Source organism: Curtobacterium sp. L1-20, assembly GCF_048755855.1.
Lineage (GTDB): Bacteria > Actinomycetota > Actinomycetes > Actinomycetales > Microbacteriaceae > Curtobacterium.
In genome coordinates this window covers 1,385,008-1,409,413 of record NZ_CP151473.1, presented here as the reverse complement: position 1 = coordinate 1,409,413, position 24,406 = coordinate 1,385,008, and the positions used below count along the sequence as shown (strand labels likewise).

General features: G+C 72.5%; 23 protein-coding genes. 11 read left to right on the top strand and 12 right to left on the bottom strand.

Annotated elements, in window-relative coordinates; translation table 11 throughout:
* Positions 1-14 precede the first annotated feature (14 nt).
* Positions 15-1,274, top strand: a complete 1,260-nt coding sequence (locus AAEP86_RS08230; protein ID WP_420370056.1) for a M18 family aminopeptidase — start codon at positions 15-17, stop codon at positions 1,272-1,274.
* On the opposite strand, the gene AAEP86_RS08225 is transcribed toward AAEP86_RS08230, so the two are convergent.
* From AAEP86_RS08225 to AAEP86_RS08215, 3 genes are all read right to left on the bottom strand, one after another.
* Positions 1,271-2,395, bottom strand: a complete 1,125-nt coding sequence (locus AAEP86_RS08225) for a zinc-binding alcohol dehydrogenase family protein (protein WP_420370055.1) — start codon at positions 2,393-2,395, stop codon at positions 1,271-1,273. The two genes, AAEP86_RS08230 and AAEP86_RS08225, sit on opposite strands and share 4 nt — an antisense overlap.
* An 81-nt stretch (positions 2,396-2,476) precedes the next feature.
* The gene (locus AAEP86_RS08220; protein ID WP_420370054.1) at positions 2,477-3,229 is read right to left on the bottom strand and encodes a DUF6264 family protein; all 753 of its coding nucleotides are present in this window, start codon (positions 3,227-3,229) and stop codon (positions 2,477-2,479) included.
* Entirely contained in the window at positions 3,226-4,290 is a 1,065-nt protein-coding gene (locus AAEP86_RS08215) for a 4-hydroxy-3-methylbut-2-enyl diphosphate reductase (protein WP_420370053.1), read from the bottom strand. The genes AAEP86_RS08220 and AAEP86_RS08215 overlap by 4 nt, the downstream gene beginning before the upstream one ends.
* Positions 4,291-4,415: 125 nt before the next feature.
* Here AAEP86_RS08215 and xseA point away from each other — a divergent pair, with 125 nt between their 5' ends.
* The 5 genes from xseA (at position 4,416) to AAEP86_RS08190 (ending at position 8,850) form a co-directional block, all read left to right on the top strand.
* On the top strand, positions 4,416-5,651 hold the full coding sequence (xseA, locus tag AAEP86_RS08210) for an exodeoxyribonuclease VII large subunit (protein WP_420370052.1): 1,236 nt from the start codon (positions 4,416-4,418) through the stop codon (positions 5,649-5,651).
* A gap of 86 nt (positions 5,652-5,737) precedes the next feature.
* The gene (locus AAEP86_RS08205; RefSeq protein ID WP_420370051.1) at positions 5,738-5,998 is read left to right on the top strand and encodes an exodeoxyribonuclease VII small subunit; all 261 of its coding nucleotides are present in this window, start codon (positions 5,738-5,740) and stop codon (positions 5,996-5,998) included.
* Positions 5,995-6,633: a DUF4245 domain-containing protein gene (locus tag AAEP86_RS08200; RefSeq protein ID WP_420370050.1), complete on the top strand. Its 639-nt coding sequence runs from the start codon at positions 5,995-5,997 to the stop codon at positions 6,631-6,633. The genes AAEP86_RS08205 and AAEP86_RS08200 overlap by 4 nt, the downstream gene beginning before the upstream one ends.
* A gap of 59 nt (positions 6,634-6,692) precedes the next feature.
* Complete coding sequence (locus AAEP86_RS08195) at positions 6,693-7,307, top strand: carbonic anhydrase (RefSeq protein WP_420370049.1); 615 nt, start codon at positions 6,693-6,695, stop codon at positions 7,305-7,307.
* A gap of 124 nt (positions 7,308-7,431) precedes the next feature.
* The gene (locus tag AAEP86_RS08190) at positions 7,432-8,850 is read left to right on the top strand and encodes a class II fumarate hydratase (RefSeq protein ID WP_420370048.1); all 1,419 of its coding nucleotides are present in this window, start codon (positions 7,432-7,434) and stop codon (positions 8,848-8,850) included.
* 186 nt (positions 8,851-9,036) lie between these two features.
* Here the strand turns inward: AAEP86_RS08190 and AAEP86_RS08185 are convergent, their stop codons facing one another.
* The 3 genes from AAEP86_RS08185 to AAEP86_RS08175 all read right to left on the bottom strand — a co-directional run bounded on the left by AAEP86_RS08185 (position 9,037) and on the right by AAEP86_RS08175 (position 12,762).
* On the bottom strand, positions 9,037-10,398 hold the full coding sequence (locus AAEP86_RS08185) for a PhoH family protein (protein ID WP_420370047.1): 1,362 nt from the start codon (positions 10,396-10,398) through the stop codon (positions 9,037-9,039).
* A gap of 379 nt (positions 10,399-10,777) precedes the next feature.
* Positions 10,778-11,887 (bottom strand): aminotransferase class V-fold PLP-dependent enzyme, encoded by a 1,110-nt coding sequence (locus tag AAEP86_RS08180; RefSeq protein WP_420370046.1) that lies wholly within the window; start codon positions 11,885-11,887, stop codon positions 10,778-10,780.
* 89 nt (positions 11,888-11,976) lie between these two features.
* Positions 11,977-12,762 carry an isoprenyl transferase gene (locus AAEP86_RS08175; protein ID WP_420370045.1) on the bottom strand — a complete coding sequence of 262 codons (786 nt, stop codon included), beginning with the start codon at positions 12,760-12,762 and terminating at the stop codon, positions 11,977-11,979.
* Between the two features lie 102 nt (positions 12,763-12,864).
* Between AAEP86_RS08175 and trhA the strand changes: the two genes are divergently transcribed.
* Positions 12,865-13,584 (top strand): PAQR family membrane homeostasis protein TrhA, encoded by a 720-nt coding sequence (gene trhA, locus AAEP86_RS08170; RefSeq protein WP_420370044.1) that lies wholly within the window; start codon positions 12,865-12,867, stop codon positions 13,582-13,584.
* A gap of 133 nt (positions 13,585-13,717) precedes the next feature.
* Here the strand turns inward: trhA and AAEP86_RS08165 are convergent, their stop codons facing one another.
* Together AAEP86_RS08165 and mca are read right to left on the bottom strand one after the other, a co-directional pair.
* Positions 13,718-14,038 (bottom strand): hypothetical protein, encoded by a 321-nt coding sequence (locus tag AAEP86_RS08165; protein WP_420370043.1) that lies wholly within the window; start codon positions 14,036-14,038, stop codon positions 13,718-13,720.
* Positions 14,035-14,925, bottom strand: coding sequence for a mycothiol conjugate amidase Mca (mca, locus tag AAEP86_RS08160; protein ID WP_420370042.1), 891 nt, complete (start codon positions 14,923-14,925; stop codon positions 14,035-14,037). The genes AAEP86_RS08165 and mca overlap by 4 nt, the downstream gene beginning before the upstream one ends.
* Positions 14,926-15,128: 203 nt before the next feature.
* Here mca and AAEP86_RS08155 point away from each other — a divergent pair, with 203 nt between their 5' ends.
* Together AAEP86_RS08155 and greA are read left to right on the top strand one after the other, a co-directional pair.
* Positions 15,129-15,461, top strand: coding sequence for a DUF4307 domain-containing protein (locus AAEP86_RS08155; protein WP_420370041.1), 333 nt, complete (start codon positions 15,129-15,131; stop codon positions 15,459-15,461).
* A 67-nt stretch (positions 15,462-15,528) separates the two neighbouring features.
* On the top strand, positions 15,529-16,017 hold the full coding sequence (gene greA, locus AAEP86_RS08150; RefSeq protein ID WP_420370040.1) for a transcription elongation factor GreA: 489 nt from the start codon (positions 15,529-15,531) through the stop codon (positions 16,015-16,017).
* A gap of 136 nt (positions 16,018-16,153) precedes the next feature.
* Here the strand turns inward: greA and ilvA are convergent, their stop codons facing one another.
* Both ilvA and AAEP86_RS08140 read right to left on the bottom strand, forming a co-directional pair.
* Entirely contained in the window at positions 16,154-17,398 is a 1,245-nt protein-coding gene (ilvA, locus tag AAEP86_RS08145; RefSeq protein WP_420370039.1) for a threonine ammonia-lyase, read from the bottom strand.
* A 45-nt stretch (positions 17,399-17,443) separates the two neighbouring features.
* Complete coding sequence (locus AAEP86_RS08140) at positions 17,444-18,709, bottom strand: AI-2E family transporter (RefSeq protein WP_420370038.1); 1,266 nt, start codon at positions 18,707-18,709, stop codon at positions 17,444-17,446.
* Positions 18,710-18,802: 93 nt separating this feature from the next.
* Between AAEP86_RS08140 and AAEP86_RS08135 the strand changes: the two genes are divergently transcribed.
* Entirely contained in the window at positions 18,803-20,131 is a 1,329-nt protein-coding gene (locus AAEP86_RS08135; protein ID WP_420370037.1) for a winged helix-turn-helix domain-containing protein, read from the top strand.
* An 88-nt stretch (positions 20,132-20,219) separates the two neighbouring features.
* On the opposite strand, the gene AAEP86_RS08130 is transcribed toward AAEP86_RS08135, so the two are convergent.
* Entirely contained in the window at positions 20,220-21,116 is an 897-nt protein-coding gene (locus tag AAEP86_RS08130; protein ID WP_420370036.1) for a M48 family metalloprotease, read from the bottom strand.
* A 21-nt stretch (positions 21,117-21,137) separates the two neighbouring features.
* Positions 21,138-21,719, bottom strand: coding sequence for a LemA family protein (locus tag AAEP86_RS08125; RefSeq protein ID WP_420370035.1), 582 nt, complete (start codon positions 21,717-21,719; stop codon positions 21,138-21,140).
* A gap of 229 nt (positions 21,720-21,948) precedes the next feature.
* Between AAEP86_RS08125 and AAEP86_RS08120 the strand changes: the two genes are divergently transcribed.
* Positions 21,949-24,402, top strand: a complete 2,454-nt coding sequence (locus AAEP86_RS08120) for a hypothetical protein (RefSeq protein ID WP_420370034.1) — start codon at positions 21,949-21,951, stop codon at positions 24,400-24,402.
* The last annotated feature ends 4 nt before the right edge of the window (positions 24,403-24,406 follow it).

The window sequence follows — 24,406 nt, the reverse complement described above, 5'->3', positions numbered from 1 at the left end:
GACACGATGGGCCGGTGACCACCGACGCCATCACCTCCGCCTTCGCCCAGTACGTCACCGAGTCCCCGACCGCGTTCCACGCGGCGGCGGTCGCACGGGACCAGCTCGTGGCGGCGGGGTTCACCGAGCTGTCGGAGCTCGACGCCTGGCCCACCGAGGCCGGCGCCTACGTCGTCGTGCGGGACGGCGCGGTCATCGCCTGGCGTCTGCCGGCGTCGGCGACCGCGACCACGCCGTTCCGCATCCTCGGCGCGCACACCGACTCCCCCGGGTTCCGCATCAAGCCGAACCCGGGCGTGCGGACCGGCGGGTGGGAGCAGCTGAACGTCGAGGTCTACGGCGGTGCGCTCCTGTCCACGTGGTTCGACCGGGACCTCCGGATCGCCGGCCGGGTCGTCGACGCCGACGGCACGGTCCGCCTGGTCAGCACCGACGCCGTCGCACGGATCCCCAACCTGGCGATCCACCTCGACCGCGGCGTGAACGACGGCAAGGAGATCGACCGTCAGCGGCACACCCTGCCGATCGTCGGGGTCGACGGCGATGCCGGCGGGACGGACGTGGTGTCGTGGCTGCGCGCGCGGCTCGGGGAGACGTGCGTGTCGTGGGACCTGTTCCTCGCCGACACCCAGGCACCGGCCCGGATCGGCATCGAGCGGGAGTTCCTGGCTTCCGGCCGGATGGACAACCTGACGAGCGTGCACGCCGGTCTCCGGGGCATCGTGGACGCTCCCGCCGACGGCGACCACATCCCGGTGTTCGCCGCGTTCGACCACGAGGAGATCGGCTCCTCGACCCCGTCCGGCGCCGGTGGCCCGTTCCTCGAGGACGTGCTCGGCCGGGTGCAGGAGGGCCTCGGTGCCTCGCGCTCCGAGGCCGCCCGGGCGTTCCGTGCCTCGTGGCTGCTGTCCAGTGACGCCGGGCACCTGGTCCACCCGAACCAGCCCGAGAAGCACGACCCGACGAACCGTCCGCGCCCCGGTGCCGGCCCGCTGCTGAAGATCAGCGCGAACCAGCGCTACATGACCGAGGCGAAGGGCGAGGCCGTGTGGGCCGCCGCATGCGACACCGCCGGCGTGCCGTGGCAGCCGTTCGTCAACGTGAACACGATCCCCGGCGGTTCCACCATCGGGCCGATCGCGGCGACCCGGCTCGGCATCCCGACGATCGACATCGGCGTGGGGCTGCTGTCGATGCACTCGGTCCGTGAACTCGTGCACGTCGACGACCTGGCGGCCCTGCACGGCGCCGTCGGTGCGTTCCTGGCGTCCTAGAGCGTCACGACGACCTTCCGCGCCGACACCCCGGCGCGCTGGCGATCGATCGCCCCCTGCACGGCCTCGAGACCCGAGCCGACGACGAGGGGCTCCGGCAGGGCGCGCAGCGTGCCGTCGGCGAGACCACGCGGGATGACCTCGCCCCAGATCCGCCGTCCGACCTCGTCGTCCCGCAGGCTGCTGCCCCAGACGAACGCCGCTCGGATGCCGCTCCGTCGGGCGCGCGTCATGATGCCGGCCATCGTGATCCCGATCCGTCCGAACACGGGCAGCATCGCCGGGAAGAGGCGACGTCGCCCGGCGAGGCCGTCGAGCGACACGGGCGTGCTCGCCAGCGCGAGGACGGTGCCGCCCGTCCGCCGCAGCACGGCGGTGCAGGCCGCGGCCGAGGTGGTGCCGAGCGCGACGGCGCCGACGACCCGGCGACCGGCGATCCCGGCCACCAGGGCGTCGACCGCTCCGGGGTCGTTGTGGTCGACGACGACGTCGGCGCCGAGCGACCGGACGAGTCCGGCGTTGCGCGGCGACGCGGTGCTGACGACGTCGTAGCCCGCCGCCCGGGCGAGCTGGACCGCGTTCATGCCAACGCTCGTCGATCCGCCCCACACGACGACGACCCCGCGCCCACCGGTCGGCACCGGGTCCTCCGAGCCGGGCATCGTCAGACCGAGGTGCCCGGGCTGGAAGAGCGCGCACGCCGCGGTCGAGGCGCCCAGGGGCAGGACGGCGGCCTCGGCGTCCGAGAGCCCGTCGGGGACCGGCGCGGCCAGGCGCTCGAGCAGGACGGTGTGTTCCTGGAACGCCCCCTCGCGCAGCGGGTCACGACCACGGTCGGTGCCGGTCGCGAGGCCGAGGACGCGGTCGCCGACCCGGAACCGGGTGACGTCCGAGCCGATCGCGACGACCTCGCCGGCCACGTCGGAACCGAGCACCGCGGGGTACCGCAGCCACCGGTACGTCACCGGTCCGGTGCCCTGCACCACCCAGTCGACGGGGTTCACGGCGACGGCGCGCACCCGGACCACGACCTCGTCGGCGCGCGGCTCGGGGGTCTCGACGGGAGCGACCACGAGCGACGCGCGCGCGGATCGGAGGACGGCGGCGGCGTGCTTCGACACGGGGTGCCCTTCTGCAGAGTGATGACACGGGATGTCCTCACCGTACCCCACAGATGACACTCCGTGTCATGGGCGATCCGGCTACCCGCCCGACACGCCCTGCAGGTAGGCGGCGAACCGCGGGTCCTGGAAGATGACGACCATCACCGGGACCATCCCGAGCACGGTCGCGACCACCCCGCCGACGAGCGGGACCCAGAACGTCCAGCGCCGCGCGCGGAGCCGACGGAGCGACCACCAGGCGACGAGCACGAAGACCACCGCGAGCACGAGCGCACGCACGAGCACCGCGGACGACAGCGCGGCCGGGTCGGCCAGCTCGGTGTACTGCTGCTCGACCACCGTGCGGATGGTCGACGCGGTCGACCCGACGGCGAGCGACTCGACGACGGTCCACAGCCCGACGGCGAGGAAGCCGACGGTCAGCACGAAGTCGATCGGCGACCGGCCGAACCGGGCCGACAGCGGCAGGGGACGGCCGTCCGGGCGGGTCCCGGACCGACCACCGTCGGGGTCGGTGGCACGGGACGACGCCCGTGCAGCGGGGCCGCCGGCGCGGTCGCGGACCGCGTCCTGGGCCGCCTGCTGCCGGAGGGCGCGCGACCGCTCCTCCTGTTCGCGCCGTTCCGCCTCGGCGAGCACCGGGTTGACCCAGCCCTCCGGGGCGTACTCGCCGTAGTGCGGAGCGGGACGGCCCTGGACCCGACCGGGTGCCGTGCCGCCGGCCGACGCCGGGGACGCGTGTCGCGCCTCCTGGCCGTCAGCGGACGCGGGGACGTGACCCGGTTCGCGGACCGGCACCGAGGACCAGCCGTCCGGACGCTCGTCGCTCACCGGCGGCGACCGCCGAGACCGCGCGTCGGGTTGCCGGCCGCGTCGGTCCGGAGTTCCTTGGGCAGCGAGAACATGAGGTCCTCGTGCGCGGTGACCACTTCCTCGACGGTGGCGTAGCCGGCGTCCGCGAGCTGTTCGAGCACCTCGGTCACGAGGTCCTCCGGGACGGACGCGCCGCTCGTGACACCCACGGTGCTGACGCCGTCGAGCCACTCCTGCTGGATCTCCGAGGCGTAGTCGACCCGGTGCGCCGCCCGCGCGCCGTGCTCGAGCGCGACCTCGACGAGGCGGACGCTGTTCGACGAGTTCGCGGAACCGACGACGATCACGAGGTCGGCGGCGGGGGCCACCTTCTTGATCGCGACCTGCCGGTTCTGCGTGGCGTAGCAGATGTCGTCCGAGGGCGGGTCCTCGATCGCGGGGAACCTCTCGCGCAGCAGCCGGACGGTCTCCATCGTCTCGTCGACGCTCAGCGTGGTCTGCGACAGCCAGACGAGGTTGTCCGGGTCCGGCACCTCGAGCGCTGCGACGTCCTCGGGGCCGTTCACCAGGATCGTGCGGTCCGGGGCGTGACCCATGGTGCCCTCGACCTCCTCGTGACCGGCGTGGCCGATGAGGATGATCGTGCGCTCCGCGCGGGCGAAGCGGGTCGCCTCGCGGTGGACCTTCGTGACGAGCGGGCAGGTGGCGTCGACGGCGTGCAGGTCACGGTCCGCCGCTCCCGCGACCACCGCCGGCGAGACGCCGTGCGCACTGAAGACCACGTGGGACCCACGGGGCACCTCGGCCACGTCGTCGACGAAGACCGCACCGCGCTGCTCGAGCGTCGACACCACGTGGACGTTGTGGACGATCTGCTTGCGGACGTAGACGGGCTCGCCGTACTGCTCGAGCGCCTGCTCGACGGCGACCACCGCGCGGTCGACCCCGGCGCAGTACCCGCGGGGGGCGGCCAGCAGGACCTTCTTGGTGCCGGCGACCGGCTCGTCCCGCAGCCGGCCGCGCGCCGCGAGGACCCGCGGCGGGGCGAGCGGGACCGTGTGGCCGTTGGTGATCGTCACGTCCCCGATGATAGGTGAGCACGTCGCGCGCGGGCTGGGCGCGGACGTCGGCGCCGACCCGCCGTGCGTGCGAGCCGGTGTCGTCGGCTTCCGGCAGGATCGGACTGCACCACCAGGAGGAGCACATGGCGATCGAACAGGGACCACCGACGGCCGACAACCCGTGGCCGGTCGCGCTGCTCGGTGCGAAGCTCCGCGACTGGATCGACCGCCTCGGTACCGCCTGGGTCGAGGGTGAGATCACCCAGTGGAACGTCGCCGGCGGCAATGTCTACGGCAAGCTCAAGGACGTCGAGGTCGACGCGACGGTGTCGTTCTCGATCTGGTCGAGCGTGCGCTCCCGGGTGCCGGCCGACATCAAGCAGGGCGACCGGGTCGTCGCCGCGGTCAAGCCGAACTACTGGGTCAAGGGCGGCTCGCTGACGATGCAGGTCGTCGAGATGAAGCACGTCGGCCTCGGGGACCTGCTCGAACGCCTCGAACGGCTCCGGAGGACCCTCGCCGACGAGGGCCTCTTCGACCCGGCGCGCAAGAAGCGCCTGCCGTTCCTGCCGCACCGCATCGGCCTGATCACCGGCAAGGACTCCGACGCCGAGAAGGACGTCAAGCGCAACGCGCAGCTGCGGTGGCCGCAGGTCGAGTTCCGCACGGTGCACACCGCGGTGCAGGGCGAACGGACCGTCGGCGAGGTGACGGCGGCCATCCTCGAACTGGACGCCGACCCCGAGGTCGACGTGATCGTCATCGCGCGCGGCGGCGGGGACTTCCAGAACCTGCTCGGCTTCAGCGACGAGGGTCTCGTCCGCGCCGCTGCGGGCGCCACTACACCGATCGTGTCGGCGATCGGCCACGAGGCCGACCGGCCCATCCTCGACGAGGTCGCCGACCTCCGTGCCTCCACCCCGACCGACGCCGCGAAACGGGTCGTGCCCGACGTCGCCGAGGAACTCGCGAACGTCCGGGCCGCGCGCGCCCGCCTCGGCCTGCGGCTGTCGCACACGCTCGGGGTCGAGGCGGACCGGATCGCCGCGCTGCGCTCCCGACCGGCCCTCGCCTCGACGGCCTGGCTGGTCGACACCCGGGCGGAAGAGGTCGCTCGTGACCTGTCCCGCGCCCGCGAGCTGCTCGACCGTCGACTCGAGCGGTCCCACGCGGACGTCGGCCACCTCACCGCACGCCTCCGCTCGCTCTCGCCGCGGGACACGCTGCGCCGCGGGTACGCCATCGTCCAGACGCCCGACGGCGGGGTCGTGCGCAGCTCGGCGGACCTGCCCGGCGCGACCGCCGTGCACGTGACCCTCGGCTCCGGGACGGCGACCGGCACGCTGGAGCCGGACGGACCGGGGCCGGACGGCTCCTGACCGAACGGGTGCCGTCCGCCGTCCGCGTCCTCCACAGGTGCGTCGGTGGGGGCCGCACGTCGGTGGACGCTCGGTAGGATCGACGCGTGTCATCCCAGCAGGAACCCGAGCAGCCCGACGTCCGGTCGCTGAGCTACGAAGCGGCGCGCGACGAACTCGTACGCGTCGTCGCCGAGCTCGAGCAGGGCTCCGCCACGCTCGAGCGCTCCCTGACCCTCTGGGAACGCGGCGAGTCGCTCGCCGCCCGGTGCGAGGAGTGGCTCGTCGGCGCACGGGCCCGGCTCGACGCCGCACGCGCCGCGTCCGAGACCGCGGACGGCGCAGCCACCCCGGACGGTGCCCGGTGACCGATCCCGACGGCCGCCCGATCGTCGCGGAGCTCGGCCGCCCCGAGACCGCCGAGGAGACCTGGGCGCGGAAGGACGCCGCCCGCACCGCCCGTCGGCAGCACCAGACGGCGTTCAACCTCGTCCTCGCGCTCATCGCGTCGCTCGGCATCGTGCTGTTCCTCGTCGCGGTGGTCGTCCGTCCCGACACCACCGTCGTCGACCGTGCAGTCGACTACCGCCAGGTCGCGTCGCAGGCGAAGGTGCCCGGTGTGACGCTCGCCGCCCCGGTGCTGCCCGACGGGTACTCGTCGAACCGTGCCGACTTCAAGGACAAGACGACCGACGGCGTGAGCGTCTGGACCGTCGGCCTCATCACGCCCGACAAGCAGTACATCGGGCTGCAGCAGGGCATCGCGGCGAACGCCACGTGGGTGTCGAACCAGCTCGAGCAGCACGCCGCCACCGGCACGCGCACGATCGCCGGGACGAAGTGGACCGTGTACGACCGACGCGCCGAGGGCGACGACGCCGGCAACCAGGCGTACTCCCTCGTGTCCACCTTCGGCAGGAGCACGATCGTCCTGTCCGGCACCGCGAACGCCTCGTCCTTCCGGACCGTCGCCACCGCCGTCAGCGAGCAGCTCGCCGGCTGACCGCCGCCGACAGCACCCCACCCCGACCAGACCCGTCCCGTCCCGTCCCGAGGAGCCCCATGCCCGACCGCGCCGCCTCCACCCCGTCCGACGCCCTCCGCCTGCTCGTCGAGGGCAACGCGCGCTTCGCCTCGGACAAGCGCCGCACGGGCCGCATCGACCCCGACCGCCGCACCGAGCTCACCGGCTCGCAGGCGCCGTTCGCGACCGTGCTCGGCTGCTCCGACTCGCGGGTGCCCTTCGAGCACGTGTTCGACGCCGGGATCGGCGACCTCTTCGCCATCCGCAACGCCGGGCAGATCGTCGACGACGTCGTCCTCGGGTCCATCGAGTTCGCCGTCGTCGCGCTCGGCACCCCGCTCGTCGTCGTGCTCCGGCACACCCGGTGCGGCGCGGTCGCCGCGGCACGCTCGGGCGAACCGGTCCCGGCCCCGCACCTGCAGGCCCTCGTCGACGCCATCGCCCCGAGCGTCGAGCGGGTCCGCGCCACCGACCCCGAGGTCTCCCAGGAGTCGGTCGGTGCCGCGCACCTCGAGGCCACGCTCCGCCACGTGATCGAGCGCTCCGGCGCCGTCTCCGACGCGATCGCCGAGGGTAGATTGGCCGTCGTCGGCGCGACCTACGACCTCACCACCGGCGAGGTCACGATCGACACCGTCGTGGGCCAGGCCTGACCGACCGCCACGACGACCGTCCCGGGATCCGGCGGACACCCCGCCGGCGCCCTCCCGGCCACCGGGACAGCCCACCAGCCGGCGCGACCGCTCCGACTGCGCACCCAGGAAGGACCACGACGACGTGACCGACACCACCACGAGCACCGCGACCGACGGCGACTACCGCATCGAGCACGACACGATGGGCGAGGTGCGGGTCCCTCGGAACGCCCTCTACCGTGCCCAGACGCAGCGCGCGGTGGAGAACTTCCCGATCTCCGGCAGCGGGCTCGAGTCCGCGCAGATCGTGGCCCTCGCCCGGATCAAGCGGGCGGCGGCGATCGTCAACGGGGAGCTCGGCATCGTCGAGCCGGCGTTGGCGGACGCCGTGGCGAAGGCCGCCGACGTGGTCATCGCGGGCCAGCACCACGACCAGTTCCCGGTCGACGTGTACCAGACCGGCAGCGGCACCTCGTCGAACATGAACATGAACGAGGTCCTGGCGACCCTGGCGTCGGACATCGCGGGGTCCCCCGTGCACCCCAACGACCACGTGAACGCCTCGCAGTCCTCGAACGACGTCTTCCCGACGTCGGTGCACGTCGCCGTGACCGAAGCCCTCATCCGCACGTTGGTGCCGTCGCTCGCGCACCTCGCCGAGGCCCTCGAGGCGAAGGCGTCCCTCTGGGCGGACGCCGTGAAGTCGGGGCGCACCCACCTCATGGACGCCACCCCCGTCACGCTCGGTCAGGAGTTCGGCGGCTACGCCCGTCAGGTCCGTCTCGGCATCGAGCGCGTCCAGGCGACACTCCCCCGCGTGGCCGAGGTCCCGCTCGGTGGCACCGCGGTCGGCACGGGCATCAACACCCCGAAGGGCTTCCCGCAGCGGGTGATCGCCCAGCTCGCCGACGACACCGGCCTGCCGATCACCGAGGCGTTCGACCACTTCGAGGCGCAGGGCGCCCGCGACGCCCTCGTCGAGGCGTCCGGGGCACTCAAGGTGATCGCGGTCAGCCTCACCAAGATCAACAACGACCTGCGCTGGATGGGCTCCGGACCGAACACCGGGCTCGGCGAACTGCACATCCCGGACCTCCAGCCGGGCTCCTCGATCATGCCCGGCAAGGTCAACCCGGTGATTCCCGAGGCGACGCTCATGGTGGCCGCCCGGGTGATCGGCAACGACGCCACGATCACGTGGGCAGGTGCGTCCGGCGCGTTCGAGCTCAACGTCGCGATCCCGGTGATGGGTACCGCGCTGCTCGAGTCGATCCGGCTGCTCGCGAACAGCTCGCGGGTGCTGGCCGACAAGACCGTCGACGGCCTCGAGGCGAACCTCGACCGTGCCCGGTCCTTCGCCGAGTCCTCGCCGTCGATCGTCACCCCGCTCAACCGTGTGATCGGGTACGAGGCCGCGGCGAAGGTCGCGAAGTTCGCCGTGGCCGAGGGCGTCACCGTCCGCGAAGCCGTCATCGCCCTCGGGCACGTCGAGCGGGGCGAGGTGACCGAGGAGCAGCTCGACAGCGCCCTCGACGTGCTGAGCATGACGCACCCGAACTGACGGACGCAGCCCGCGTCGGACGCGGCAGACGCAGACGGGAGGCGCGGTGCCGGCTGGCACCGCGCCTCCCGTCCGTCCTGGCGGAGCGCCGCAACCGCCGAGACTCGCGCTGGTGAACGGTTTCGCGGTTCGCGAGCCGCGAATGTGTCCGCCGAGCCGAGTCTCGGGCCGCGGCCCGCGGCGCCGCTACACGAGGTCGGGCGAGTCGAGCAGCTCGGTCACGAGCGCCGCGATCGCCGACCGCTCCGAGCGCGTCAGTGTGACGTGCGCGAACAGCGGGTGCCCCTTCAGGCGCTCGATCACCGACGCGACGCCGTCGTGCCGGCCCACCCGGAGGTTGTCCCGCTGCGCCACGTCGTGGGTGAGCACGACCCTCGAGTTCTGCCCGATGCGCGACAGCATGGTGAGCAGCACGTTGCGTTCGAGGGACTGCGCCTCGTCCACGATCACGAACGCATCGTGCAGGGAGCGCCCGCGGATGTGCGTGAGCGGGAGGACCTCGAGCATGCCGCGTTCGACGACCTCGTCGAGGACGTTGTCGGACACCAGCGCGCCGAGGGTGTCGTAGACGGCCTGCGCCCACGGGTTCATCTTCTCGTTCGCGTCGCCCGGCAGGTACCCGAGCTCCTGCCCGCCCACGGCGTAGAGCGGCCGGAAGACCATGATCTTCTTGTGCTGCTGCCGTTCGAGCACCGCCTCGAGGCCGGCACAGAGGGCGAGCGCCGACTTGCCCGTGCCGGCAGAACCGCCGAGCGACACGATCCCGATCTCCGGGTCGAGCAGGGCATCGATGGCGAGTCGCTGCTCGGCGGACCGGCCGCGCAGGCCGAAGACCTCGCGGTCGCCGCGCACGAGCGTCACCGAGCCGCCGGGGACGACGCGTCCGAGGGCCGAGCCACGCTCCGAGTGGATGACGACGCCGGTGTTGACCGGGATGCCCTCGAGCGCGGCGGAACGGATCTCCTCGCGCTCGTACAGGTCGGCCATCTGCTCCCCGGACACCTGCAGGTCGGCGACCCCGGTGTAGCCGCTGTCGACCGCGAGTTCGGCGCGGTACTCCTCGGCCGCCATGCCGATCGAGGACGCCTTGACCCGGAGCGGCAGGTCCTTCGACACGACGACGACGTCGAGGCCGTCGTTCTTCAGGTTCGAGGCGACCGCGAGGATGCGCGAGTCGTTGTCGCCGAGCTGCAGCCCGGACGGCAGGACGGACTGGTTCGAGTGGTTCAGCTCGACGCGGAACGACCCGCCCTCGCCGATCGCGATCGGGAAGTCGAGCCGCTCGTGCTCGATCCGCAGTTCGTCGAGGAGCCGGAGGGCCTGCCGGGCGAAGTACCCGATCTCCGGGTCGTTGCGCTTGGACTCCAGTTCACTGACGACGACGACCGGCAGGACGACCGCGTGCTCCGCGAAGCGGAACAGTGCCCGCGGATCGCTGAGGAGCACCGAGGTGTCGAGCACGTACGTGCGCTGGGCGACCGATGTGGACGAGTCCGCGGTGTGCTGCTGCTGTGTTCCGCGAGAGACGTTCTGAGAGGTCACGACCACTCCATCCCCGGGCCGCGCTCGGCCCGGTCCATGTCCTCGAACGCGGCCGTGGAGCGGGTCCCGAAGCACCGACTGTGGCCGCTTCGATCGGGCGCGGTGCCCGATGCCGACAACGTACGTCGCACCCCCGACACGACACCAGCGACACGCTGTTCCCCGCGTTACGGTCGCGTGAACAGGAGACCGGTCCCGTCGGCCGGGTCGCACGCACGTGCGCGAAAGCGACAGACTGCCGCGGTCGTTCGGCGTCAGACCGTCGCTCTCGCGGGACGGTCCCGACCGGACGGGGGCACGGTGTCGCTCAGGCAGCACGGACCGCGGCAGCACGGACCGCGGCAGCACGGACCGCGGCAGCACGGACCGCGGTGGCGCAGCGCCGCTACTGCATCGTGGCGTAGGACAGGCAGGCGTCCCGGAACATGTCGAGCGTCTCGTCCGTGGTGGACGCGAAGACGGACACGCGGGCGACGCCGAGCCGCGTGGTCGCGGTGACGCCATGGTTGTGGAACGCCGCCGAGAGCGCCGTGAGCCGACCCTGCGGCGGACGGAGCACGACGATGCCGGCGCGCTCGCCCGGGTCACGGCTGGACTCGATCGACAGGCCGAACTCGTCGGCGATGTCGAACACCCGCTCGACCCGGTCGGCGACGCGCTCCTGCACCGCGGCCACGCCGACGGCGGTGAGTCGATCGAGCGACACCGCCAGGCGCGCCTGGGCGACCGGGTCGACCCGCGTCATCTGGAACCCGGCTGCCCCGGGGCGCACGGACGGCACCTCGGTCGGCCACCCGGTCGTGCCGTGGGGGCCGGACAGCGCCGGACGCAGACGGTTCAGTGCCCGGTCGCTGAAGGCGGTGAAGCCGGTGCCCCAGCCGGCGTGCAGCCACTTCTGCCCACCGGTCGCGACGACGTCGGCGACCTCGTACGGGGCGTCCACGACGCCGAAGCCCTGGATGGCGTCGACGATGAGCAGGCGGTCGCCGATGGCCTCGCGGATGGCCGCGAGGTCGGCGAGGTAGCCCGTCTGCCAGTCGACGAGGGACACGGCGACGGCGGTGACCTCGTCGGTGAGGCGTGCGGCGATGAGCGCCGGCGTCATCCAGCCGGCGCCGGACTCGATCACGACCGGCTGCACGCGGCCGCCGGTGGCCGACGCGGCGCTGGCGAGGGCGAGCGGCAGCGACGGGTACTCGTCGGCGGAGACGAGCACGCCGCCGGTCAGCCCGAAGGCGGTGTGCAGGAGGCCCGGGGTCGTGGAGGTCTGCGAGACGACCTGGTCCTCGCGGCGGCCGACGAGGCGCGCGGCCACGGTGCGGACCCGGGCGTCCTGCTCGTCGAGCGTCTCCATGGCCCCGAAGCGCATGTGCTCCTGGATGGTGCCGAGGACCCGCTGTTCCTCGAGGACCGCGGTCTGCACGGGCCCGAAGGCGGCGTGGTCGAGGTAGCCGGGCTCCTCGGCGAAGCCTGAGGCATACTCGGCGATGTTCACAGGTGCAACCTTCCGTGGGACGAAAACCCTGTGAGTCTACTGGGATGGTCGCCGCGGGGCGAACGCAGGCCGCTGAGCGCAGCGCGGTGTCAGCCCCCGTAGCGGCGGGACCGGAGTCCGAAGTCGCGCACCGCCCGGAGGAAGTCGACCTCGCGCAGGTCCGGGTAGAAGGCCTCCACGAAGTAGAACTCGCTGTGCGCGCTCTGCCAGAGCATGAAGTCCGACAACCGCTGTTCGCCCGAGGTGCGGATCACGAGGTCCGGGTCGGGCTGTCCCTGCGTGTACAGGTGGTCGCCGATGAGCTCGGGCGTGAGGACCTCGGCGAGCGTGTCCAGGGTGCCGCCGCCCTCGCCGTGCGCCCGGACGATGCTGCGCATGGCATCGGCGATCTCCCGCCGACCGCCGTACCCGACGGCGAGGTTGACGTGCAGGCCGGTGTGGTCGGCGGTGCGTCGCTCGGCGTCGTCGAGCGCGGCGAGGAGCGCCGGCGGGAGTCCTTCGTCCGCGCCGACGTGCTGGACCCGCCAGTCCCGGTGGTCGGCGAGGGTGCCGGCCAGGTCGGCGATGATGCCGACGAGCTGTTCGAGCTCCTCGCCGCCGCGCCCGGTGAGGTTGTCGGAGGAGAGCAGGTAGAGCGTGACCACCTGGATGTCGAGGTCGTCGCACCAGGTCAGGAACTCGGGGATCTTCGCCGCACCCGCACGGTGTCCGTGCGCCGCCGACTCGAGCCCGAGCTGCTTCGCCCAGCGCCGGTTGCCGTCCACGATCATGGCGACGTGCTTCGGCTTGGCGGCGTCGTCGATCTGTCGCCGGATGCGGCTCTGGTAGGCGCGGTAGAGGATCCCGCGCCCTGCCCATCCGACCTTGCCGCTCACGGGACGAACATAGTGCACCCGACCTCGGAACCGCCCACGGCCCGGGTGCACGCGACACCCGGTGTTCGGCGTTCGTTCGGCATCCGGCCCTACGGTCGGACCATGCAGGCCGAGCACGACACCGGGACGCTCCCCCACGTCCCCTTCACCGACGAGGCCGCGAGCACCGCGGTCGCCAGCACCTCGGAGACCCGACCCGCCTGGCGCGGCTGGATCCACCTCGGCGCGTTCCCGTTCGCCGTCGCGATGGGGATCGTGCTCATCTGCCTCGCCGGGTCACCCGCCGCGAAGGTCGGCAGCGCCGTCTTCATGGCCACCTCGCTCGCGATGTTCGGCGTCTCGGCGACCTACCACCGCTTCCCGTGGGGGCCGACGGTCAAGCGCGTGCTGAAGCGCATCGACCACACGAACATCCTGCTGCTGATCGCCGGCACCTACACGCCGGTCGCGATCTGCGCCCTGCCGCACACGCTGATGGTCGTGGTGCTGTGGGTGATGTGGTCGGGCGCGGCGCTCGGCATCGCGTTCCGTGTCCTCTGGATCACCGCCCCGCGCTGGCTGTACGTGCCGATCTACCTCGTGCTCGGGTGTGCCGCGCTCGGGTTGCTGCCGCAGTTCTTCGCGGCGAGCGTCCCGATGACGGTCCTCATCCTGTCCGGCGGGATCGCGTACATCGTCGGCGCCCTGGTCTACGCGTTCAAGCGTCCGGACCCGTCACCGACGCTGTTCGGCTTCCACGAGGTGTTCCACGCGCTGACCGTCGTCGCGTTCGCGGCGCAGTGGGCCGGCGTGCTCCTCGTCGCACTCCACCCCGTGCGCTGAGGTCTGCGGCCGCTGGCCAGCGGTCCCACGTCACCCGTCGTCCCGTCGGCGCGCGACGCGTCAGGGGACCACACGGCGGACGGGAGGCGCGGGACGGATCCGCCCCGCGCCTCCCGTCCGCCGTCCGGTCGCGTCACCCGCGCTCGGTGTCGTCCCCGAGGTCGGCCCGGCCGTCCTCGGCCGCGCGCCGTCCCGGCTCGTCGGTCGTGACCGCGGCGCGACCGTCCGCCGTCGTGCTCGCCTCGGCCTCGGCCTCGAGGCGTTCCCGGATCTCCGCGCGGTAGCGGGTCCGACGGATGCGTCGGGTCATGTCGATGACCAGCAGGATCGTCACGACCGCGACCACCGCGATCGCGATGAAGCCGGCGACGCCCGGCGTCACGTCGACGTCCGGCACCGTCGAGGTCGGGCTCGGGCTGGGGGTGGCGGCGAGTACGGCCGCGATGGTGCTCACTCGGTGGTGTCCTTGTCGACTGGGATGCCTGCGAACAGGTCGGACTCGGGGAGCTCGGTGGGCACGCGGGCCTCGACGAGCTGGTAGTCCTCGGTCGGCCACACCGTCGCGAGGAGGTCGTTCGGCCAGTAGAAGAAGGCGCTGTCCGGCGGCACCTGGCTGGCGTGGGCGCGCAGTGCGGCGTCGCGGGCGTCGAAGTACTCGTGCACGTCGACGTGCGTCGTGGCGAGGTCGGGCCGGTCGGCGAATCGTTCCACCCACTCGCGGAGCTGCTCGATCGCGGGGCTGTCCGGGTCGCGCTCCTGCAGCGCCTCGAAGATCGTCCGGAAGCGACGCGGGTTCATGGTCCGCTCGTAGTACAGCTTCGCGATCGACCAGACGGGTCCGGCGTCGGGGTACTTCGCCGGGTCCGCCGCGTCGCGCCAGGCGGCGACGGAGACCTCGTGCGTGCGGATGTGGTCGGGGTGCGGGTAGCCGCCGTTCTCGTCGTACGTGACGAGCACGTGCGGGCGGAACCGGCGGATCACCCGGACGAGCGTCTCGGTGGAGTACTCGAGCGGCACGGTCGAGAAGGTGCCGGGGCGCACGACCTCGCCCTTCTCGGCGTCCGGCAGGCCGGAGTCGTGGTAGCCGAGCCAGACGTGGTCGATGCCGAGCGCCGCCTGCGCGCCGGCCATCTCGGTGCGGCGGTACCCGGCCATGTCGCGGTGCGCCCTGCTGGTCGCGGGTTCGCCGAGCTGCTCGTTGAGGATGTCCCCGGCCTCGCCCCCGGTGCACGACACGACCAGCACCTGGTTGCCCTCGGCCACGTACTTCGCCGCCGTCGCTGCTCCCTTGCTCGACTCGTCGTCGGGATGGGCGTGGACGGCCATCAGGCGGTACGGCACGTGGGGTTCCTCACTGGTCGTGCGGCGGACGCGGGCAGCGCACAGCGACACGTGAACTACCCTGGGATCAGGATAATCACCCCGGGAGCCCCGAACTGTCCGAACCGCAGCACCCATCGGCACCTCAGCCGTCCGCCGGCACGACCGCGACGCTGGACGACCGGTACGGCCGCACGCCCGGCCGCGCTCGTCGGGCGCGGGTGGTGGGCGTCGTCGTCGCCGCCGCCGTGGTGCTCGTGTTCGTCGTCTGGGTGATCTGGGCGGGCCCCGGACAGACCAGCCACGGTCTCGACTCGGACGACATCGGCTACCAGGTCGTGTCCGACCACGAGACCGTCGTGCACAGTCAGGTCTCCGTCGACCCGGGCACCGCAGCGAAGTGCGCGGTGCAGGTCCTCGACAAGTCGTACACGATCGTCGGGTGGAAGGAGATCGCGCTCCGGGCGTCCGACCAGCGCACGCGCAGCATCTCCACGCCTGTGAACACGGTGTCCCGCGGCGTCACCGGCTTGATCCACGACTGCTGGGTTCCCTAGACTGCCCTGATTCGCGGACGAGACCGGCCACACCGGCCGGTCTCGTTCCATGCTGAAGGGAATCACGATGAGCAACGACACGCAGGTCACCTGGCTGACGCAGGAGGCACACGACCGCCTCACGGCGGAACTGGCGCAGCTGTCCGGCCCGGCTCGTCAGGAGATCGCGAACCGCATCGAAGCCGCTCGCGAAGAGGGCGACCTCAAGGAGAACGGCGGCTACCACGCCGCAAAGGACGAGCAGGGCAAGATCGAGGCCCGCATCCGCCAGCTCACCGAGCTGCTCAAGCACGCCACGGTCGGCGAGGCGGACTTCGACGGCACCGTCGAGCCCGGCACCGTCGTCACCGCGGTCATCGCGGGCGACGAGTCGACGTTCCTCGTCGGCAACCGCGAGATCGTCGGCGAGGGCTCGGACCTGACGGTCTACAGCCCGGTCAGTCCGGTCGGCGCCGCCATCGTCGGCCTCCGCGCCGGGGACTCGACGACCTACACGGCGCCGAACGGCAAGGAGATCGCCGTCCAGGTGACGAACGTCGAGCGGTACGTCCCGTAGGACGCACCACGAACACGGACAGGAGGCGCGGTGCTAGCTGGCACCGCGCCTCCTGTGCAGGACCGGTCGACGCGGCCCGCGTGACGCTGGCGCGCCACCCCTGACCGGGCGGCGCCCGCCCGTCCGCGGCCGGTCCTCAGTGCTCCAGCAGCTCCGGCCGGAAGCCGACCTCGCGCAGGCGGTGGATGACCTCCTGCGCGTGCTCCGGCCCGCGTGCCTCGATCGACAGGTCCAGGGCGACCTCGTTGATGACGAGCCCCTGACCGTGCCGGGTGTGCAGCACCTCGACGACGTTGGCGCCGGCGTCCGAGATGACCTGCGAGACCCGCGCCAGCTGCCCGGGACGGTCTGGCAGCATGATCCGGATGCCGATGTACCGTGACGCGGCGACGAGGCCGCGGGTGATCACGCGCTCCATCATGAGCGGATCGATGTTCCCGCCGCTCAGCAGGACGACCGTGCGCCCCGTGTCGCGGACCGCGCCGGACATGATCGCGGCGACGCCGACGGCGCCCGCCGGCTCGACGACGAGCTTCGCGCGCTCGAGCAGCACGAGCAGCGCCCGGGCGACGTCGTCGTCGGACACCGTGACGATCTGGTCGACGAGGTCGCGGATGATCGGGAAGTTCAGGTCACCGGGACGTGCCACCGCGATGCCGTCCGCGATGGTCGGCTTCGTCGTGACCGTGACGGGCTCGCCGGCGTCGATCGAGCTCGGGTAGGCCGCGGCGTTCTCCGCCTGCACGCCCACCACCCGGATGGTCCGGCCGAGACGCTCGGCCATCCCCTTCACGGCCAGGGCGATCCCGGCGATGACCCCGCCGCCGCCGATCGGCACGACGACCGTGTCCACGTCGGGGACCTGGTCGAGGATCTCGAGTCCGAGGGTGCCCTGACCGGCGATGACCGCGGGGTGGTCGAACGGCGGGATGAAGACGGCACCGGTGCGGTGCCCGAAGTCCTTCGCGGCACTCAGGGCCTCTTCCACCGAGTGGCCACGCAGGACCACCTCGGCGCCGTAGTGCCGCGTGGCCTGCAGCTTCGGCAGGGCGACCCCGACGGGCGTGAAGATCGTGGCGGGGATGCCGAGCTCTCGGGCGGCGAACGCGACCCCCTGGGCGTGGTTGCCGGCGCTGGCGGCGACGACACCGGCGGCGCGTTCCTCGGCGGTGAGCGTCGACAGGCGGTTGTACGCACCGCGGACCTTGTAGGCACCGGTCCGCTGCAGGTTCTCGCACTTGAGGTGCACGGGAGAGCCGAGGACCTCGGCCAGGAACTGCGACGTCTCCATCGGCGTGACCCGGGCGACCCCGGCGATGGTCTCCCGCGCCCGCTCGATGTCGTCGAGGGTGGGGATCAGCGTCGCTGTGGTGTCGGTCACGGTCCCATCATCGCCGGTTCGGGCGCTCGTGACGAACCCGTGACGTCAGTTGGTGCTGGCCGTTCCCTCAGCCGCGGTGGGTTCCGGCTTCGTGCCGGGCGCGGGGACGTCGTCGCCCACCTTGTGCCGTCGGCGCCGCATGAGCTGCAACTGCCCGTGCTGTCCGCGCTTCGGCGTCGCCTCGAGCACGTGGTCGGAGTCGAGCCTTGCCCACCGCCCGGACGAGATCGTCGTCACCATGGCGTTGAGCGTGGCGATCAGCGGCACCGCGAAGAAGGCGCCGGCGATGCCCGCGAGCCCGGAGGCGGCGGTCACGCCGAGCACCACCGCGAGCGGGTGCACCTTGACCGCGTTGCCCATCACGAGCGGCTGCAGGATGTGGCCCTCGATCTGCTGGACGAGCAGCACGACGCCGAGCACGAGGACGGCCGCGAGGGGACCGTTGAAGATCAACGCCACGAACACCGCGAGGAAGCCGGTGACGATCGCACCGACGACGGGGATGAAGGCGCCGAGGAAGACGAACGCGGCGATCGGGATGACGAGGGGCATGCCGCCGAAGAAGAGCCCGACGATGAAGGCACCGAGCCCGATGCCGACCGCGTCGACGAACGCGACGAAGATCTGCACGCGGATGAAGCTCGTCAGGGTGATCCAGCCGGCCACGCCAGCACCGTCCACGGCGGCACGTGCCTTCTTCGGGAACAGGCGGACCGTCCACCGCCACACGTTCTTGCCGTCGATGAGCAGGAAGATCGTGGTGAACAGGATGATGAACAGGGCCTCGAACACGTGGGTCGCCCCGGACCCGGCGCTCGCGACGCCCGACAGGATCGAGGCGGAGTTGTCCTGCAGCCACTTCGTGCCGTCGTCCAGCCAGCCGTTCACGTCGTTCTGCGTGATGCCGAGCCCGGAGTTGAGGACGAGGTCCTTGATGTTCGCGTACTGGTCGACCGTGCGGTCGCGCAACGAGGGGTAGGACGCGATGATCTGGTCGACGACGAGCCAGACGAGCCCGCCGAGGGCCGCCAGGCCGCCGAGCAGGCTGATGATCACCGCGAGCCACTTCGGCACGTGGTGCCGCTGCATCCAGTTCGAGATCGGGACGAGCAGCGCCGAGATCACGATGCCGACGAGGAACGGGATGAGGATCTGGCTGAAGACGGTCATGAGCCAGATGAAGACCGCGATGACGCCGACGACCACGAGCGCACGCCAGGACCACGCCCCCGCGATGCGCATGCCCGTCGGGACGCTGTCCTCGACCACCGGGTCGGGATGCGTCGGCTGCTGCTTTCTCGCCCATGCCATGCCGCCACTGTACCGATGTGCCGCCCGACAGGTACCAGATGCGGCATACACGCTCCGGAGGGCCTGTCGGCGGGCATCGGTAGCGTCGAGACCATGGTCAGGACCACGCTCTCCGCCGCCGAGGCCCGCCGAGTCGCGTTGGCCGCCCAGGGCTTCGGCCAGCCACCTGCCGACGCGGTCTCCACGCGCGCGCTCAAGGCGGGGTTCGCGCGGCTCGGGCTGCTGCAGATCGACTCGGTCAACGTCCTCGAGCGGAGTCACTACCTGCCCCTCTTCGCGCGGCTCGGCGCCTACGACAAGTCGACCCTCGACCGCCTCGCGCTGAGCGCCCGCGGCCCGTGGACCGAGTACTGGGCGCACGAGGCCGCGTTCATCGACCGCGACGACCTGCCGCTCTTCCGCTGGCGGATGGACGCCCTCCGCGCGCGTGACGCCGGTCCGACGCGGATCGACTCGGTCACCCGGACCGAAGGGGTCCGCCGCGAACTGCGCGCCCTGCTCCGCGCCGAGGGACCGATGCCTGCGAGCGCGGTCGAGCACGAGTCGAACGTCCGTCGCGGCCCCTGGTGGGGATGGAGCGACGTGAAGCTCGGCCTCGAGCAGATGTTCCGCTGGGGCGACGTCGTGACGGCGGGGCGCACCGGCTTCGAGCGCGTCTACGCGCTGCCCGAGCAGGTCCTGCCGGCCGGCACGCTCGAGACCGCTCCCCCGCGGGCGGCGGCGGTCCTCCGGCTCGTCCGGCACGCCGCGCGAGCGCTGGGCGTGGGTACCCGGGCCGACATCGCCGACTACTTCCGCCTGCGGTCCGACGACACCGCCACGGCGATCGCCGAACTCACGGCCGCGGGCGAGCTCGTCCCCGTGCAGGTGGAGGGCTGGGGCGAGAAGGCCTGGTTGCACGCCGACGCCCGCGTTCCCCGCCGCACGTCGGCCGACGCCGTCCTCAGTCCCTTCGACCCGGTGGTCTGGTTCCGACGGCGGGCCGAGCGGATGTACGGCTTCCACTACCGCATCGAGATCTACACCCCGGCGCCGAAGCGGGTGTTCGGCTACTACGTGCTGCCGGTGCTGCAGGACGACCGGCTCGTCGGACGCGTCGACCTGAAGAGCGACCGGCAGCGCGGGGTGCTGCGGGTGCGGACCGCGTGGGAGGAGTCCGGCGAGCAGCTCGACGCCGACCGGCTGGCTGCGACGCTCCGGCGGACGGCCGCCTGGCAGGGACTGGACGGCATCGAGGTCACCGACCGCGGGACCGCGTCGGCGGCGGTGGCTGCTGCGCTGGGGGTGCCGCTGGTGCCGCACGACGCTGCCGACGACACCGACGCGACCCCGGCACCGGCCGAGGACGAGGCCGGCGAAGCTGCCCGAACGGCCGGAGCCGACGTCCGCGTCGCGCCCACGGCGCCGGACCCGGCGGTCTGACGGGCACGAGGTCGCGGGCGGAGTCGGGCCGCGCCTCCCGACCGCTGGCCGACCGCAGGCGTCCGATCGGCCGCGCGCACCGACGCCGTCAGAAGCGGTCGGCGTCGCGCCGCAGCCGCGCGATGCGGTCCGGCAGCGGCGGGTGCGTCGAGAACAGCCGGTCCATGACGCCCGGCCGCATCGGGTCCGCGATCCAGAGGTGCGCCATCGACGAGTTCTGCGTCTGCATCGGGCGGCCGTACGCACCGAGCTTCTCGAGCGCCCGTGCGAGTCCCTCGGGGTGCCGCGTCGTCATGGCGCCGGTCGCGTCGGCGAGGTACTCGCGCTGCCGGGACACCGCCGCCTGCACGCCCGCTGCAGCGATGGGCGCGACGATGACCGCGACGATCCCGGCGATGAGCAGGATCGGGTTGTTGCCGCTGTTGTCGTTGTTCCGGCGTCCGCCGCTGAGCCCGCTGAAGACCGAGATCCGCAGGAGCACGTCGGCGATGAGCCCCACCGCGACGACGAGCCCGAAGACCATCGTCGACACCCGGATGTCGTAGTTCCGGACGTGCCCGAGTTCGTGCGCCATGACGCCCTGGAGCTCCTGGTCGTCCATGATCGCGAGCAGCCCGGTCGTCGCGGCGACGATGGCGTGGTCCGGGTCCCGGCCGGTGGCGAAGGCGTTCGGCGACGGATCCTCGATCACGAAGACGCGCGGCATCGGCATGCCCGTGGCGATGGCGAGGTTCTCGACGGTGCGCCACAGCCGGGGCTCCGAGGCGCGGTCGATCTCGATGCCCCCGGCGATGGCCGTCGCCTGGCGGGCCGCCAGGAAGTACTGCAGGACGGCGTACCCCAGCGCGACGGCGAGGACGATGACCCCGATCGAGACGTTGCCGGCCAGGTACCCACCGAGGAACCCCAGGGCTCCGATGATCAGCAGGAAGACCAGGACGATGACGACGGTGTTGCGCTTGTTCCGCGCGATCGCGCTGTACACGTCAGGCCGACGCGGGACGGGTCAGAACTGGACGCGGGGCGGTTCCGCGATGGCCGCGGGCTCCGCCGTCTCGAAGAACGCCGCCTCGGAGAAGCCGCGGCTCTTCGCGAAGGACGAGTTCGGGAAGACGCGGATCTTGGTGTTCAGCTCACGGACGCCGCCGTTGTAGAACCGTCGTGCCGACTGGATCTTGTCCTCGGTGTCCACCAGCTCGGACTGCAGCTGCAGGAAGTTCTGGCTCGACTGCAGCTGCGGGTAGCCCTCGGCCACGGCGAACACGCTCTTCAACGCCTTCTGCATGTGCCCCTCGGCCGTCGAGGCCGTCGTCGCGTCCCCGGCGCTGAGCGTCTCGGAGCGCGCCTTCGTGACGTCGTCGAACACGGCCTTCTCGTGCGTCGCGTACCCCTTCACCGTCTCCACGATCGTGGGGATGAGGTCGGCCCGTCGCTTCAGCTGCACGGAGATGTCGCTCCAGGCCTCGTCGACGCGCACCTTCAGCGTGACGAGCGAGTTGTACGTGACCCAGAGGTAGATCCCGACGACCACGAGGAGGACCACCACCACTCCGACGACGATCAGCGTCGTGATGAGTCCGGTGTCCATGAGGGCGTACTCCTTTGCGCGTCGGGTTCGCGGTGGTTCCGTGGCCGGTCTGGGCCGGGATCGATTGTATCGACGCGCGAGCGGTGGTCCCGCCCGCAGCCGCGGTTCACGGCCGATTCCCGATCCGCACACACCGGGCGTCCGGCCTCGACGGCGTGTCGGGGTGTACGGCCGCGTCATCCGTTCGACGTATTGACCCCAGCCGCTCGATCGCGTGGGATGGGTGTGGATGAACACGCACGGGGAGTACGTGGACGAACGGGCGGTCGGGGGCGACCGCCCCGTCCGGCGACCTCGATCGGCGATGGTCGTCGCCGGGGCCGTGGCGCTGGTCGTCGGGTTGCTCGGGGCCGTCCTCGTCGGGTCGGTGGCGTCGCCGGCCTTCGCCGAGGGCACGGGTACGGGCACGCGCGGCGGTGCCCAGCAGTCACTCGCCGACAGCGGTGTGGACGGTGGCGGCAGTGCCCTGAGCGGCCCGGCGACCCTCGCCGACGCCGACACTGCCCAGCAGGCACCCGCCGCGACGACGACGCCCACCCCGACGCCCGTCCCGCAGAACCACCTCTCCCCGAGCCCGGGCGCCCCCACCACCGCTCCGATCGGCCGGCCCGTCGCACCGACCATCGCCGACCCCGGGGACATCACGAGCAGCACCGTGCGCTTCAGCGGCTCGGCGACGCCGGGGCACACCGTCAGGGTGTCCGGCCCGGGTGCGACCGGCCCGACCCGCTGCTCCGTCGTGGCCACGGGCGCCGGGTCGTGGTCCTGCCTCGCGTCCGTCGCCTCCGGACCCGCCCAGGTGTTCACGGTCGCAGACCGCGACGCACCGGAGGTCGGGACGGCTCGCACCCCCGCGTCCGACGTCGTCGTCCCCCCTGTCGTCACCACGACCCGTCCGACGAACGGGCCGGTCAGCGGCACGGGTCAGCCCGGCTCCACGGTGACGCTGTCGGTGTCCGGCTCGACCACCGAGCGCACCGCCACCGTCGACCGCGGCGGTCGGTGGACGGCGACCCTCGGCGGGACCCGCGGCGGCGACGCCCGGCTCTCGGTCACGGCGACCCAGACCGCGAGCACCGCCGCCGGCTACCGGTCCGACCTCCGGAGCGCCGCCTCGGCACCGGTGACGATCACGCTCGACAGCACCCCGCCGGCAGCACCGCGCATCACCGCCCCGCGCCCGGACGACCGCGTGCGGACCCAGCCCGCGACCGTCGTCGGGACGGGCGAGCCGCGCGGGGTGCTGACCGTCTACGTCGACCGCGCGCCGGTGTGCCGCGTGGATGTCCCGGCATCCGGACGCTGGTCGTGCACGACGACCGGAGCGACCCTGGCACCCGGTGTCCGGACGATCAGTGCGAGCCAGTACGACGCCGCCGGCAACTTCTCGCGGTCCTCCGCCCAGGTCGAGGTCGTGGTGACGTCCGCCTCGCTCGCCCCGACCGGGACGACCACCACCGGAGTCGGCAGCGCGTCACCCACCGGTCCGACCGGCACCGCCGGCGGGACGCCGGGCGACCACGACACGACCGGTGGCCACGGCTCCACCGGCGGCTCGGCGACCGACGGCGCGGGCGGCCCGAGCAGCGGCACGGGCGGCAGCGGCGGCTCCGGCACCGGCGGGTCCGCGGGCTCCGACGGTGCTCCCGGGTCGTGGGGCGGCACCGGTGCCGGTGGCCCGCGCGGGCTCGACTGGTCCGGACCGGCCGGCGACTGGACCGCCTCGACGGCCTACGACGCGACGGTCCCCACGATCCAGGCCGCGTTCTCGTGGCGGACCGTCCTCGTCGCGACGGCGGTCGCCGCCGGCTTCCTCGTGCTCGTCGCCGGGCCGCTCGACCTCGTCGCCGGGACCGCGCGGGGTCGGCTCCGCAACCCGTTCGCGGGTGTCCTCGGCCGCAACCGTCCCCGCGCGGAACGGCGGCACGGCGACGACCTGCTGCCGACCTGGGCGTCGATCACCGTGGCCGTCCTGGTCGTGGGACTCTGCACCGTGCTCGGGGTCGGTGTCTCGCTCGAGGCACGGTACGTCCGGCTGGCGATCGCGGTCCTCCTCGGTGCCGCGGTCCTCGCGACGACCGTCGTGCTGGCGAGTCGGTGGGCAGCCGGTGCGGACCGCGGGACGATCGGCTTCCGGGTGTCCCCCTGGCTGGTCCTGGCGGCACTCGTCGCCTGTGGTGTGACGCGCGCGCTCGACCTCTCGCCCGCCGTGATCGTCGGCGCGGTCCTCCTGCCCGTCGGCCGTCCGCAGGTCGACACCGCGGCGCTGCGGCTCGGCTCGTCGATCGCCGCCGGTGCCCGCAGCGCGACGTGGCGCTCGGTCGCGCTGCTCGTGGTCGCCGCGGTCGGCTGGGTGCTGCACTCCGTCACGCCGGGATCGGGCTTCTGGGGCTCGATCGTGTCCGAGTTCGCGATCACCCTGTGCGTGGGCGGCCTGGGCGCGGTGGTCACCACGATGCTCCCGGTGGCGGCGTCTGCCGGGCAGTCCCTGCTCGCGCAGTCACGCGGTCGCTACGCCGCGATCGCTGCGGTCGCCGTCGCGCTCACGGCTGCCGTCTACTCCGGGACGGCCGGTACGCACGTCTCCCCCGTCGTCCTGGGGATCGCCGCAGCGACGTGTGCCGCGGTGGCGGTGGCGACCCGTGTCTGGCTGCACCGGGCACGCTCCGAGCGGACCGCCTGAACCA

Coding starts and splice junctions, on each gene's coding strand:
- xseA (WP_420370052.1), top strand. CDS start 4,416: ATGGCGATCGAACAGGGACCACCGACGGCCGACAACCCGTGGCCGGTC.
- AAEP86_RS08195 (WP_420370049.1), top strand. CDS start 6,693: ATGCCCGACCGCGCCGCCTCCACCCCGTCCGACGCCCTCCGCCTGCTC.
- trhA (WP_420370044.1), top strand. CDS start 12,865: ATGCAGGCCGAGCACGACACCGGGACGCTCCCCCACGTCCCCTTCACC.
- greA (WP_420370040.1), top strand. CDS start 15,529: ATGAGCAACGACACGCAGGTCACCTGGCTGACGCAGGAGGCACACGAC.
- AAEP86_RS08140 (WP_420370038.1), bottom strand. CDS start 18,709: ATGGCATGGGCGAGAAAGCAGCAGCCGACGCATCCCGACCCGGTGGTC.
- AAEP86_RS08135 (WP_420370037.1), top strand. CDS start 18,803: ATGGTCAGGACCACGCTCTCCGCCGCCGAGGCCCGCCGAGTCGCGTTG.
- AAEP86_RS08125 (WP_420370035.1), bottom strand. CDS start 21,719: ATGGACACCGGACTCATCACGACGCTGATCGTCGTCGGAGTGGTGGTG.
- AAEP86_RS08120 (WP_420370034.1), top strand. CDS start 21,949: ATGAACACGCACGGGGAGTACGTGGACGAACGGGCGGTCGGGGGCGAC.